At 67.4% G+C, this 12,434-nt stretch carries 12 protein-coding genes; 2 read left to right on the top strand and 10 right to left on the bottom strand.

What is annotated here, in order from left to right:
* Nucleotides 1-91: 91 nt before the first annotated feature.
* From AWC03_RS18300 to AWC03_RS18345, 10 genes are all read right to left on the bottom strand, one after another.
* The gene (locus AWC03_RS18300) at nucleotides 92-1,207 is read right to left on the bottom strand and encodes an acyltransferase family protein (RefSeq protein ID WP_085242142.1); all 1,116 of its coding nucleotides are present in this window, start codon (nucleotides 1,205-1,207) and stop codon (nucleotides 92-94) included.
* On the bottom strand, nucleotides 1,204-2,295 hold the full coding sequence (locus tag AWC03_RS18305) for an acyltransferase family protein (RefSeq protein ID WP_085242143.1): 1,092 nt from the start codon (nucleotides 2,293-2,295) through the stop codon (nucleotides 1,204-1,206). The genes AWC03_RS18300 and AWC03_RS18305 overlap by 4 nt, the downstream gene beginning before the upstream one ends.
* A gap of 100 nt (nucleotides 2,296-2,395) precedes the next feature.
* Nucleotides 2,396-3,520 carry an acyltransferase family protein gene (locus tag AWC03_RS18310; protein ID WP_085242144.1) on the bottom strand — a complete coding sequence of 375 codons (1,125 nt, stop codon included), beginning with the start codon at nucleotides 3,518-3,520 and terminating at the stop codon, nucleotides 2,396-2,398.
* A gap of 91 nt (nucleotides 3,521-3,611) precedes the next feature.
* Nucleotides 3,612-4,790, bottom strand: coding sequence for an acyltransferase family protein (locus tag AWC03_RS18315; protein ID WP_085242145.1), 1,179 nt, complete (start codon nucleotides 4,788-4,790; stop codon nucleotides 3,612-3,614).
* A 230-nt stretch (nucleotides 4,791-5,020) separates the two neighbouring features.
* Nucleotides 5,021-5,629 (bottom strand): dTDP-4-dehydrorhamnose 3,5-epimerase, encoded by a 609-nt coding sequence (gene rfbC, locus AWC03_RS18320; protein ID WP_085242221.1) that lies wholly within the window; start codon nucleotides 5,627-5,629, stop codon nucleotides 5,021-5,023.
* A 1-nt stretch (nucleotide 5,630) separates the two neighbouring features.
* Nucleotides 5,631-6,626, bottom strand: a complete 996-nt coding sequence (gene rfbB, locus AWC03_RS18325) for a dTDP-glucose 4,6-dehydratase (protein WP_085242146.1) — start codon at nucleotides 6,624-6,626, stop codon at nucleotides 5,631-5,633.
* 26 nt (nucleotides 6,627-6,652) lie between these two features.
* Complete coding sequence (locus tag AWC03_RS18330) at nucleotides 6,653-7,519, bottom strand: LLM class F420-dependent oxidoreductase (RefSeq protein ID WP_085242147.1); 867 nt, start codon at nucleotides 7,517-7,519, stop codon at nucleotides 6,653-6,655.
* A 22-nt stretch (nucleotides 7,520-7,541) separates the two neighbouring features.
* Nucleotides 7,542-8,384, bottom strand: a complete 843-nt coding sequence (locus AWC03_RS18335) for an LLM class F420-dependent oxidoreductase (protein WP_085242148.1) — start codon at nucleotides 8,382-8,384, stop codon at nucleotides 7,542-7,544.
* A gap of 29 nt (nucleotides 8,385-8,413) precedes the next feature.
* Nucleotides 8,414-9,889 (bottom strand): ATP-binding protein, encoded by a 1,476-nt coding sequence (locus AWC03_RS18340; RefSeq protein WP_085242149.1) that lies wholly within the window; start codon nucleotides 9,887-9,889, stop codon nucleotides 8,414-8,416.
* A 4-nt stretch (nucleotides 9,890-9,893) separates the two neighbouring features.
* A complete protein-coding gene (locus AWC03_RS18345; protein ID WP_085242150.1) occupies nucleotides 9,894-11,579 on the bottom strand; it encodes an NAD(P)/FAD-dependent oxidoreductase in 1,686 nt (561 codons plus the stop codon).
* Between the two features lie 275 nt (nucleotides 11,580-11,854).
* On the opposite strand from AWC03_RS18345, the gene infA reads away from it, so the two are divergent.
* Nucleotides 11,855-12,076 carry a translation initiation factor IF-1 gene (gene infA / locus AWC03_RS18350; RefSeq protein ID WP_003418601.1) on the top strand — a complete coding sequence of 74 codons (222 nt, stop codon included), beginning with the start codon at nucleotides 11,855-11,857 and terminating at the stop codon, nucleotides 12,074-12,076.
* 42 nt (nucleotides 12,077-12,118) lie between these two features.
* A complete protein-coding gene (gene rpmJ, locus AWC03_RS18355) occupies nucleotides 12,119-12,232 on the top strand; it encodes a 50S ribosomal protein L36 (protein ID WP_003879483.1) in 114 nt (37 codons plus the stop codon).
* The last annotated feature ends 202 nt before the right edge of the window (nucleotides 12,233-12,434 follow it).

Genomic DNA, 12,434 nt, shown 5'->3' on the forward strand with positions numbered 1-12,434 from the left:
CCCGCTCCCCAGCGGACAGCACGATCTCGGCGGCATGAGGCGTCGGCACAACCCAGTCTAACAACTAGATTGCAATTAATGACTCAGGACACTAGGCGGGCTCGGGGAGTTCGTCGATCGGCTTTTCAGCGATGAGGTCCGTCGCAGCGACGGCTTCCTCTTCGGCCGCCCACTTCCGCAACAGCCGAGACTTCAGCGACATGGCGGGCTTCTCGACCAGGAACCAGCTCAACGCGGCCAACGGCAGCGTGGCGATCGTCGCAACGATCGCGTGCGCGACCCCATTCGGCTTGCCGGGCCAACAGATCACCAGCAACTGCTGAATCGGGAAGGCGTAGATGTACACGCCATAGGACAGGTCCGTGCGTAGCCTCAGGCGTTTGGTCCGCAGCAGCGCACCGGAGGCGATGACGGCGTACGCGAGCGGAATCCCGCCCAGCAGCCGGTAATGCGGAAGCAGGGTGCCGCCCAACGCGACCACGACTGCGCTCACGGCGACGAGCCACCAGCGGGCGGGGATCTTGTCGCGCCACTGGTAGAGCAACGCCCCCGCCGCGAACATCACGGCGAAGCGCGAGGCCACCGAAGCGAACTGGCCTGCCCACGGCTGGCCCAAAGCGATGGGCGGCGATAACGCCTCGCCGACAACTGCCACCGCCAATATCACGGGAGAGACCCACCGGCGGTGGGCAAGCCGGGCCATGCCGATAGCGGCGACCGCGGCATAACACGCCAGCTCGAAAGCCAATGTCCACAGCGAACTGTTCCAGCTCCCCGGATAGGGGATCCCCCGGGGCGTCCCGCCGACATCGGCCTTGAGCAGGACCACCGCGCTGTTCATGGCGACGTACTCGAACGGCGCAGTGGACAGGAGCAGTTTGAGCGCGGCGCCGCCCTGCATCGCCACGCCGATCGGCGCGATGACGAACGCGGTGACGACCAGGCAGACGTAGTAGCCGGGAAGGATACGCAGGGCTCGGGCCGCGGAATAATCCCGCAGGTGCGGGTGGCGAAGCCAGCTCGCGGTGATGAGGAAGCCCGAGACGGCGAAGAAGCCGTCGACCCCGGCGTCGGCGATGTAATGCGCGCCCGGCCATTCGTGGCCCGTGAGGATGAACGAGTGACCGACGATGACTGAGGTCGCCAACGTCAGCCGCCAGGCATTGAGCGCATTCTGCCGGGGGTCGAAGGCCTGTCCGAGGTTCATGTCTCAACCGCCATCGATGCGGGAGCGCGATCACCTTCATTCGAAGGTGCGGTCCATCTCTGTTTGAGTCGGCGCTTGAGGGACAGCGAGGGCTTCTCGATCACGAACCAGCTCAGCGCGGCCAGCGGCAGCGTGCCCAGGGCGCTGAAGACGAAGAACAGGAACGGATTCAGGCCCGCGAGGCCCCAGACGGCAAGCATCTGCTGAGTGGGGAACGCGTAGATGTACAGGCCGTAGGACAGGTCCGTGCGCAACCGCAGCCGCTTGTGGCGCAGCAGGGCACCCGACACGATGACGGCATAGGCGAGCGGAAGGGCCGCGACGATCCGGTAATCCGGCAGCAGCCCGGCCGCGAACACGATCACGACGCTCAGCCCGACCAACGACCACCGGGCCGGAATAACGTCGCGCCATTGATACAGCAGCGAGCCGGCCGCGAACATGATGGCCGATCGGGCGGCGAGCTGCGGCGCGGTCCAAACGCCCGGGAAGGTCAACGGCGGCAGCTGCGTGGCCGCGACCACCCCCAGCGCCAATATTGCCGCGGGCACCCATCGGCGGTTGGCCAGCCCGGCCAGGCCAATGCCGGCGACGGCCACGTAGCACAGCACTTCCCAGATGAGCGACCACATCGAGGCGTTCCAGACGCCGGAATGCGGGATCCCGCGCGGTGTTCCGCCGACGTCGTGATGGAGGTAGGCCATGCCGATGTTCTTCAGGACGTACTCGAGGGGCGCCGTGGAGCGCAGGAGCTGCCACGCCGAGCCGCGCTGGATGAGCACGCTGAGCGGTGCGAAGACGAACGCCGTCACCAGCAGGCAGACGTAGTAGCCGGGCAGGATGCGCAGGGCCCGCGCGGCGAGATAGTCACGCACGCGCGGGTCGGTCAACCAACTCCTGGTGATGAGGAAGCCCGAGATGGCGAAGAAACCGTCGACTCCCGCCGAGAAGAAGACCTGAAGGATCGGCGCGGGTGGTATGCGGCCGGTCGCGGGCCAGCAGTGCCAGAGCATCACCTCGGCCGCCAAGGCCAAACGCAGCGCGTTGAGCGCGTTCCTGCGCGGATCGAACACTTGCCCGAGGGTCATTGGCCTCCGCCCACGTCGCCCCCGCAGCCGTCCGCGGCATACTATGTCACGCCGCCGGGCGCGTCGGGAATTTTGACGTTTTGACCCTACTGGCCCGGGCCTAGGCGGCGCCCGGGGCCTGGCCAGCGGGCCGGTCGGCGACGAGGTCGTCGGGTTGTTCGCCGCCCGGGCCTGCGGGCGCGGGTACGCCCCATTTCTGCTTGAGCCGGCGTTTCAGGGACATTGCGGGCTTTTCGATGACGAACCAGCTGGCCGCGGCCAGCGGCAGCGTGGCCAGGGCGCTGGCGCCGAAGAACACGAACGGAGTCAAAGTCGCGAGCCCGCAGACGGCCAGCATTTGCTGAGTGGGATACGCGTAGATGTACACGCCGTAGGACAGGTCCGTGCGCAACCGCAGCCGCTTGTGGTGCAGCAGGGCACCCGTCACGATGACGACGTACGCCAGCGGGAGTGCGGCGACGACGCGGTAATCGGGCAGGAAGCCGGCCGCAACAACGATCACCGCGCACACCGCCACCAGCGACCAGCGGGCGGGAATGACGTCGCGCCACTGATACATCACCGCTCCGGCGGCGAACATGATGGCCGATCGCGCCGCGAGTTGGGGGATGGTCCACGTACCGGGGAAGGTCAGCGGCGGAAACGACAGCGCCGCACACACGGCCACCACCAGCAGCACGGGAGAAACCCACCGGCGGTTGGCGAGCCCGACGACGCCGATGAGGACAACGGCGAGGTAGCACAGCAATTCCCAGATGAGAGACCACAGCGAAGCGTTCCACGTGGGTCCGCCGGGCAGGTCATGCAATGTGCCGGCGATGTCCGGCTTCAGGTAGGCCACCGCGCTGTTCTTCAGGACGTACTCGATCGGCGCGATGGAGCCCAGCAGCTTGAGGGCCGACCCGCCCTGGATCAGCACACTGATGGGCGCGAAGACGAACGCCGTCGCCAGCAGGCAGACGTAGTAGCCGGGCAGGATGCGCAGGGCCCGCGCGGTGAGATAGTCACGCACGCGCGGGTCGGTGAGCCAGCTCCTGGTGATGAGGAAGCCGGAGATCGCGAAGAAGCCGTCGACACCCACGGAAAAGAACAGCTGATTGATCGCTGCGGGCGGCTGGCGTCCCGTGATGGCCCACGAGTGGAAGAGCATCACCTCGGACGCGAGGGCTAACCGCAGCGCGTTCAGGGCATTACTGCGCGGATCGAATACCTGTCCGAGCTTCATCCGTCTCCGACCGTCGTCCCCCATCGAACTGTCCGCGTCATCGTATCGGCCCGCGGTCGTCGGTGTGAGCGGTTGGCTGTCGCCGGCTAGGCTAGGCGGTGCCCGGCAATTCCGGGGGGAGCGCGGATTCGGCGGCCTCGTGGGTCGGTCGCACCATCGCCGGTTGTCCCTGGCTTTGGTCTTGGAACTGGTCCTGTGGGGCGGGCAGGTTTTTCCTGAACCGGGATTTGAGGCGACGCGCCGGCTTCTCGATCAAGAACCAACTCGCCGCGGCCAGCGGCACCGTGGCGGCGGCGGTGACGCCGGTCAACAGCAGCGGGTTCAGCGTGACGAGCCCGCAGACCAGCAGCAGTTGCTGGGTCGGGTACGCGTAGATGTACATGCCGTAGGACAGGTCCGTCCGCAGCTGCAGGTGCTTGTTGCGGATCAGGGCGCCCGAGACGACCACGGCGTAGGCCAGGGGAAGGGCGCCGACCACCCGGTAGTCGGGCAGGAAGCCGGACGCGAGGACGATCACCACGCTCACCGCCACCAGCGACCAGCGGGCGGGGATCACCTCGCGCCATTGATAAAGGAGCGCACCCGCCGCGAACATGATGGCGGTCCGGCAGGCCAGGAAAAACAGGGCGGTGCGGACGTCGCCCTCGTGTTGCGTCATCACGTCGGGGAATTTCAGACCCGGCAGCGTCATCGCCCCGGCCGTCGCCAGCAATAAGAACACCGGGGAAACCCACCGGCGGTTGGCGAGCCCGACGACACCGATGACGGCCACGATGAGATAGCACATCACTTCCCAGATCAGCGACCACAGGGAAGCGTTCCAGACGCCCGCGCTGGGAATCCCCGTGGGTGTGCCGCCGACATCGAATTTGATCAGCGCCATCGCGCTGTTCATCAAAACGAACTCCAGTGGCGCACCCGAGGCGACGAGCTTGCCGGGCGAGCCGCCCTGGATCGCCACGCTGAGCGGTGCGAAGACGAACGCGGTCACCAGCAGGCAGACGTAGAACCCGGGCAGAATGCGCAGCGCGCGGGCGGCGAGATACTCACGCAGGCGCGGGTTGCCGAGCCAACTCGCGGTGATCAGGAATCCCGAGATGGCGAAAAACCCGTCCACCCCTCCGCATAGGAGTAGCTGCAGAACAGCCCGAATGTTGGGAAGGTGGCCCCTGATCGGGAAGGTGTGCCAAAAGATCACCTCGCCCGCCAGTGCCAGCCGCCAGGCGTTCAGTGCATTGTTGCGCGGATCGAAGACCTGCCCGAGTTTCATCCGCCTCCCCCGTAGTCCGCACAGGGCCTATCGGCGTATCGTATCGCGACCATGCACCAAAATGAGCTGGTTCACGGTAGCTGAGGTATCGCGCAATGGCAAATACGTGCTGGACCCTCAACAGCTAATGGAGCTGGTCGACTGTTGAATACATTTTTGTCCGCGATTAGGCGCCAAGTGCGTTGTGGGATAACGGCCGTCGCGTTCGGCGGAATTGCGCGGTCTGGTACTTATCGGTGACGCAATTCCGCGATGAAGTGCTGCGTCTCTTCCCAGCTGGGCAAAAGCCCAGCGGCGCGCACTTCTTCGAGGCTGGGGGCCGCGGCATCGCGGTCGGAAAGACTGGGGGCGACGCCGTTCACCAGCGGCCAGTCCACCCCGATCGCCGGATCGGTCGCGCAAATGGTGTGCTCGCGCTGCGGGCTGTATTCGGCCGAGCACAGATACATCACCGTCGAATCGTCCTGCAGGGCAAGGAAGCCGTGCCCCAGGCCTTCGGACAGGTAAATCGTCCTGCGGTCCTTGTCGTCGAGCAGCACCGAATCCCACTGGCCGAACGTCGGCGAACCCTCGCGGATGTCCACCACGACGTCGAACACCGAGCCGCGCACGCAGGTCACATATTTGGCCTGGCTCGGGGGCAGCTGAGCGAAATGCAAGCCGCGCAACACACCGGCCGACGAAACCGAACAGTTCGCCTGCCGAACATCCAGGCGGTGACCTGCGAATTCGGTGAACCCGTGGTCGGTAAGCCATTCGAAGAACAGGCCACGGGAATCGCCGTGAATGGTGGGGGTGATCTCCCATGCGCCGGGGATGGCGAGTTCGCGAACCTTCATCTCACTGACCACGCTCTTCGTAACGGGCTTCCGCGGCGTCCTTCAAAGGGCGCCACCACGATTCGTTGGCACGATACCAGTCGATGGTGGCGCTCAAGCCCTCCTCGAAATCGGTATGCTTTGGCGCCCAACACAGTTCGTCGTACAACAGCGACGGGTCGATGGCGTAGCGCAGGTCGTGACCGACTCGGTCGGTCACGTGGTCGAAGTCGTCGGGGTCGCGGCCCATCATCGTCAGCACGGTGCGCAGCACGCTGAGGTTGTCGCGCTCGCCCTCGGAGCTGATCAGGTACGTGCGGCCGATCTCGCCCTTTTCCAGGATCCGGCGCACAGCGCTGTTGTGGTCGTCGACATGGATCCAGTCGCGGACGTTGGCGCCGCTGCCGTACAGCTTGCACCGCCGGCCGGTGAGCACGTTGGTGATCTGGCGCGGAATGAACTTCTCGACGTGCTGGTAGGGCCCGTAATTGTTGGAGCAGTTCGAAATCGTCGCGCGCACGCCGTAGGACCGCACCCAGGCCCGGACCAGCATGTCGGCGGCGGCTTTGGTCGCCGAGTAGGGGCTCGACGGGTTGTACGGCGTCGACTCGGTGAACCGGTGGGGGTCGTCGAGCTCCAGGTCGCCGTAGACCTCGTCGGTCGAAATGTGGTGCAGCCGCACACTGTGGCGCCGCACCGCCTCCAGGATGGTGAACGTCCCGACCACGTTGGTGTGCAGGAACGGCCCCGGGTCGTCCAACGCGTTGTCCACGTGGCTTTCGGCGGCGAAGTGCACCACCGCGTCGGACTCGGCGACCAGCCGCGAAACCAGCTCGGCGTCGCAGATGTCGCCCACCACCAGCCGGATGGCGTCCTCGACGTCGGCCAGCGACTCCCGCCGGCCCGCGTAGGTCAGGGCGTCGAGCACCGTCACGGAATCCTCCGGGTGCTCGCGGACGGTGCTGTGCACGAAATTCGCGCCGATGAAGCCAGCGCCGCCGGTGACCAGTAGCCGCATGCTCAAACCCTAACCGAGCGGGCCGGTCAGCTTGTGGGAGTCAGCCCCAGCGGCCCGGCCAATTCGGCCAGCGTCGAGACCAGCGCGTCCTCGTCCTGGCTGCCCAGCACCTGGACGGCCACGTGATCGGCCCCGGCGTCGAGGTGTTCGCGGAGTCGCTGCGCGATCGCCTCGGGGGTGCCGTACGCGACCACCGCGTCGATCAGCCTGTCGCTGCCCGGCTTGCGGACGTCGGCTTCGGTGAAGCCCAGCCGCAGCCAGTTGTTCACATAGTTGCTCAGGCCCAGGTAGAACTCGACCGTCTGGCGGCCGATCGCGCGGGCCTGCTCGGCATCGGTGCTGAGGACGACCTTGTGTTCCGGCGCCAGGAACACCGACCCGCCCAGCTGCTCGCGCGCCTTGGCCGTGTGCTGCGGGGTGGTCAGGTACGGGTGTGCGCCGGCGCTGCGCTGCGCCGCCAGCCGCAACACGCGCGGCCCGAGCGCCGCGAGCACCCGGCGGCTGGTCGGCACCACCGCCGCGTCGAGCTCGTCGAGGTAGGCGACCAGCGCGTCGTACGGCTTGACGTATTCCTGCGTATGCTCGGGATGCCCGACGCCGACGCCCAGCAAAAACCTTCCCGGATAAGCGCTTTCGATGCGCTGGAAGGATTCGGCCACCGGCTTGGCGGGCGCGGTCCAGATGTTGACGATCCCGGTGGCCAGCTGCAACGACGTCGTCTGCGCCAGGGCCGGTTCCACCCAGGACAGCTCGGCATCCGGTGAACCGCCGATCCAGGCGGCGCCGTAGCCCAGCGACTCGATGTGTGCCGCCAGCTCGGGGGTGATGGAGCGGGTCGGCAGCCATACGCCGAACCGGCCCAGGTCGGGTTTGAGTGCTACTGACTCGGTCATCGAAAGTCCCCCTCTGCGTCTGTTAGCCCAGTCCGAGCGGCCCCGCCAATTGGGCCAGCGCCGGCACCAGGTTGTCATCCCGCGTCAGGACCTGCACGGGCACGTGGTCGGCGCCCGCGTCGAGGTGCTCCTTCAGCCGGGCCGCGATCGCTTCCGGCGTGCCGTAGGCGACCACCGCATCGACCAGACGGTCGCTGCCCGGCTTCGTCACCTCCTCGTCGGTGAAGCCGAGCCGCTTCCAGTTGTTGCGGTAGTTGGCGAGCTGGAAATAGATGTCGAGTGCCCTGCGGCCCACCGTACGGGCCTTCGCGGCGTCGGTGGTCAGCACCGCCTTGTGTTCGGGCGCCAGGAAGGCCGACGGGCCGATCAGCTCGCGGGCCCCCGCGGTGTGCTCGGGGGTGGTGAGGTACGGGTGCGCCCCGGCGGCGCGCTCGGCCGACAGCTTGAGCACGCGGGGACCGAGCGCGGCCACCACCCGGCGGTTCGCGGGCACCCCGTACTCGTCGAGCTGCTGTAGGTACTCGGCCAGCGCGTCGTACGGCTTGCGGTATTCGGTGTGCGCCTCGGGATGGCCGACGCCGATGCCGAGCAGGAAGCGTCCGGGGTAGGCCTTGTCGATGCGGCGAAACGATTGCGCCACGGGCTCGGCGGCCGCGGTCCAGATGTTGACGATTCCGGTGGCCACCTGCAGGGTGGTCGTCGCTTCGAGCAGGGGCTCGACCCAGGCCAGCTCGGCCGGCGGTGAACCGCCCACCCAGACGGCCCCGTAGCCCAGGGCTTCGATGTCTTTGGCTTGCGCAGGTGTGACGCCGCGTCCGAAAACTCCGAACCGGCCGAGATCGGGCTTGCTCGCTGCATCGGTCATGGTTGTTCCCAACCGGCACAGCGGGTGCCCTATTCCGCAGGCTCCATGTCCACGATCGGCGGGGCCTCCAGCGGCAGCAGCACGACGAATCGGGTGTCACCGGGCTTGGACTCCACCCGCAGATCCCCGCGGTGCTTCTTGACGACGATGTTGAACGCCAGGTCCAGCCCCAGGCCGGTGCCCTCCCCGAACGGCTTGGTGGTGAAGAACGGCTCGAAGATGCGCTCGCGCACCTCGTCGGGCACCCCCGGGCCGGTGTCGCAGATCTCGACGCGGACCATGTTCTCGCCTTCCCGGGCGGTGCGGATGGTCAGCGTGCCGCCCGCCTCGCCCATCGCGGCGATGGCGTTGTCGATGATGTTGGTCCAAACCTGGTTGAGATCGCCCGGATAGCAAGGGATTTCGGGAAGTGAGCGGTCCAATTCCTTGACCACCTGGACGCCGGTGTCTTTGCCCAGCCGGTCGGCGAACATCACCAGCGTGCTGCGCAGCAGTTCGTGGACGTCGGCCACCTGGAAGGGGGCCCGGTCCATCTGCGAATACTGCTTGGCGTCGGCGACCAGCGCCGAAATCCGCTTGCTCGCCTCCAGGATCTGGTTCAGCAGCAGCTCGCTCTCGACGGTGTACGTCAACCAGCCGATGGCTTTCTGCAGCGACGCCGACGCACCGAGCTCCTCGGTGGCCGCGGCGATGCGCTCCAGCCAATCGGTGTCGATGCCGCCCTCGACGAAGGTGGGCGCGATGTCCCAACCACCCTCGATGCCGTGGCCGTCGAGCCATTCGCCGACGGCGTCTTCGGCGTCGGCGGTCTCGATCGCGCTCATGTTCGCCGAGGCCGCCTTGGCGACCTGGGCCGCAACCTCCTCTTGCAGGCGCACCAGCGCCCGCAGGGCCTCCGGGCTGACGGTCCCGTCGGCGAGCATCGCGAGTTTCTGGCGCATGCCGGCGACTCGCTGCCGCAGCTCCGAAGCCGCTCGGACGGTGGCCGCGGCGGGGTTGTTCAGCTGGTGGGTCAGCCCGGCGGACAGCTGGCCCAGCGCCAGCAGCTTCTCGCGGTTGTCGATGATCCGGCGGGTGCGCTCCTGTCCGACCGCCATCCCGTCGAGCAGGTGGACCGCCATCGGGAACTGGTCCTTCATGAACCGGGCGAACGCCGGCGCGTCGAGCACGAAGAAGCGCGACGGCTTGGTGACGTACACCGACGCGTCGTAGCTCTGCTGCTGCAGCTGGCCGGTGAACGCCCGCCACGCGCCGCAATACACCCCGCGCTGCGACGTCCGATTGGTCTCGATCTCCTGGCCGCCCGACAACTTGGCCATCGACAGCTCGCCGTCGAGGAGGACGTACAGGCAGGTCGCCGGCTCGCCCTCGACACAGATCGGGCCCGGTGGATAGTCCTCGACGTGCCCGTTGGCGCACAACACGGCCAGCTGCTCGTCGGTGAGCGCCTCGAACAGGAACAGGGTGCGCAGCTCGTCGGGCTCGCACGGCACTCGGGTCGTCATGCCGTCACGACTCGGCCAGGTAGCGGTGCACCAGCATCACGGCCATCGACCCCTCGCCGACCGCGGCCGCGACGCGCTTGGCGGACTCGGCCCGCACGTCGCCGGTGGCGAACACCCCCGGCACGCTGGTCTCGAGGTGGTGGGGCGGCCGGTCCAGCGTCCACCCGCACACGTTGCGCAGGTCCGGTCCGGTCAGGACGAAGCCGTGGCTGTCGCGGGCGAGCACCCCGTCCAGCCATTCGGTGCGTGGGGCGGCGCCGATGAAGATGAACATCCGCGCGCAGGTGACCTCCTCGGTGTCCCCGGTCCGGTTGTCGACCAGGGTGAGCCGCTCCAGGTGGTCGTCGCCGACGGCGCGATGCACCTCGGTGCAGGTGCGCACGGTGATGTTGGGCCGCTGCTTGATCTGCTGGATGAGGTAGTAGGACATCGAGGCGTCCAGCGAGGGGGCACGCACCACGATGGTCACCGACTTGGCCGCACGGGACAGGTACATCGCGGCCTGGCCGGCGGAATTGGCCCCGCCGACGACGTAGACCTCTTCGCCCGCGCAGTCCGACGCGATCGAGACGGCCGCCCCGTAGTAGACGCCGCGGCCGGTCAGGTCGCTGCAGCCCTCCGCCGGCAGCTGGCGGTAGGCGACGCCGGTGGCCAGGATGACCGCGTGCGCGTCGATCGAGCCGCCGTCGGCGAACCGCACGGTGCGCTTGGGGCCGTTGACCTCCAGCGCCGTCGCGGTGCGGGCGGTGATCAGCTCGGCCCCGAACTTCTCGGCCTGCCGCCGCGCCCGGTCGGCCAGCTGGCCGCCCGACACCCCGTCGGGGAAGCCCAGGTAGTTCTCGATCCGTGAGCTCTGGCCCGCCTGACCGCCCGTCGCCGTGCGTTCGATGAGCACCGTGCGCAGCCCCTCCGACGCGCCGTACACGGCGGCGGCCAGGCCCGCCGGCCCGCCGCCGACGACGACGAGGTCGTAGAACTCCTGTGACGGCGTGGTGCTCAGGCCCAGGGTGTCGGCCAGCTGCGCGTCGGTGGGTTCGACCAGGGTGTCGCCGCGTTCGGTGACGATGACGGGCAGCCGCAGGCCGTCCTCACCCGCGGCCTTGAGCAACCGCTGGCCGTCGGGGTCGTCGGCCATGAACCACGAGTAGTGCAGGCCGTTGCGGGCCAGGAAGTCGCGCACCTGCCAGGACCGCTCCGACCAGCGGTGCCCGATCACCTTGGTGTGTGGGACCGGGTGTTCCGGCGCCGCCCGCCAGGCCTCCAGCAGTCCGTCGATGACGGGATAGAACTTCTCCTGCGGCGGGTCCCACGGCTTGAGCAGGTAGTGGTCCAGGTCGACGACGTTGATCGCGTCGATTGCGGCGTGCGTGTCGGCGTAGGCGGTGAGCAGCACGCGGCGCGCCGCCGGGTACAGGTCCATCGCCTGCTCGAGGAATTCGATGCCGCTCATCTGCGGCATCCGGTAGTCGGCGATCAGCACCGCGACGGTCTCGCCCCGCAACTTGAGCTCCTTGAGCGTCTCCAGGGCGTCGGGTCCGGAGTCGGCCCGCACGATGCGGTGCCGGTCACCGTATTGACGGCGCAGATCGCGGGCGACCGCACGCGAGACCGAGGGATCGTCGTCGACAGTCAGCAGGACCGGCTTGCGAGGCTGGGGGGAGGGGGCTGCGGGGCTCGCGGGGCTCGTCATCGGGTTCAAGTATGCCCTCGTCAGGGCCCTCGCGGCAGGTCGAGGCGGCGGCTGGATGGCCGGCCCGATTTCGCCGTCGGCGATTTTGGGTCAGGGCCCCGGACCGGGTATCGTGGGACAACGGTGCGTCATCCGCGCCGACTTTTTGCGTGCCCTGTCTTAGGAATTCCCTGGAATTTCCTGCCCTTGGCTCACGTTTCTAGTCGGGCGAATGCTGCGCCGGAATGGGCGCACATCAAGGATACGAAACCAAAGACGAGGATTGCTGAACAGTTATGGCCAAGAAGGACGGTGCCATAGAGGTTGAGGGCCGCGTGGTCGAGCCTCTGCCCAATGCGATGTTCCGCATTGAGCTGGAGAACGGTCACAAGGTGCTCGCCCACATCAGCGGCAAGATGCGGCAGCACTACATCCGCATCCTGCCCGAGGACCGGGTGGTGGTGGAGCTGTCTCCCTACGACCTGTCCCGGGGCCGCATCGTGTACCGGTACAAGTAACAGCCCGAATTTGGATCACGAGAAGAACAGGATCGAACAGCCGTGAAGGTGAACCCGAGCGTCAAGCCAATCTGTGACAAGTGCAGGGTGATCCGTCGGCATGGGCGGGTCATGGTGATCTGCTCCGATCCGCGCCACAAGCAGCGCCAGGGCTAGACCCTGTCCGGTGACGATGCAGGCCGTGAAACGGCCTGAGGAGGAGCCGGACAACCCAACCCCAGCGCTTGCCGCACAACTGAATGCAGACCTCCCAGCACCACTGAACGGCTCGCATCTTTAGAGATAGGCCAGTTCATCCACGCCCGGACGGAGGCCGGGCCCCGCCCTCAACTGGGAGCGGGAACGGGCTGGGAACAGA

Source organism: Mycobacterium europaeum (assembly GCF_002102155.1).
GTDB lineage: Bacteria > Actinomycetota > Actinomycetes > Mycobacteriales > Mycobacteriaceae > Mycobacterium > Mycobacterium europaeum.

Excerpts from the sequence above, each read along its gene's own strand:
- AWC03_RS18300 (WP_085242142.1), bottom strand. The coding sequence starts at position 1,207 with ATGAACCTCGGACAGGCCTTCGACCCCCGGCAGAATGCGCTCAATGCC.
- AWC03_RS18305 (WP_085242143.1), bottom strand. The coding sequence starts at position 2,295 with ATGACCCTCGGGCAAGTGTTCGATCCGCGCAGGAACGCGCTCAACGCG.
- AWC03_RS18310 (WP_085242144.1), bottom strand. The coding sequence starts at position 3,520 with ATGAAGCTCGGACAGGTATTCGATCCGCGCAGTAATGCCCTGAACGCG.
- AWC03_RS18315 (WP_085242145.1), bottom strand. The coding sequence starts at position 4,790 with ATGAAACTCGGGCAGGTCTTCGATCCGCGCAACAATGCACTGAACGCC.
- rfbC (WP_085242221.1), bottom strand. The coding sequence starts at position 5,629 with ATGAAGGTTCGCGAACTCGCCATCCCCGGCGCATGGGAGATCACCCCC.
- rfbB (WP_085242146.1), bottom strand. The coding sequence starts at position 6,626 with ATGCGGCTACTGGTCACCGGCGGCGCTGGCTTCATCGGCGCGAATTTC.
- AWC03_RS18330 (WP_085242147.1), bottom strand. The coding sequence starts at position 7,519 with ATGACCGAGTCAGTAGCACTCAAACCCGACCTGGGCCGGTTCGGCGTA.
- AWC03_RS18335 (WP_085242148.1), bottom strand. The coding sequence starts at position 8,384 with ATGACCGATGCAGCGAGCAAGCCCGATCTCGGCCGGTTCGGAGTTTTC.
- AWC03_RS18340 (WP_085242149.1), bottom strand. The coding sequence starts at position 9,889 with ATGACGACCCGAGTGCCGTGCGAGCCCGACGAGCTGCGCACCCTGTTC.
- AWC03_RS18345 (WP_085242150.1), bottom strand. The coding sequence starts at position 11,579 with ATGACGAGCCCCGCGAGCCCCGCAGCCCCCTCCCCCCAGCCTCGCAAG.
- infA (WP_003418601.1), top strand. The coding sequence starts at position 11,855 with ATGGCCAAGAAGGACGGTGCCATAGAGGTTGAGGGCCGCGTGGTCGAG.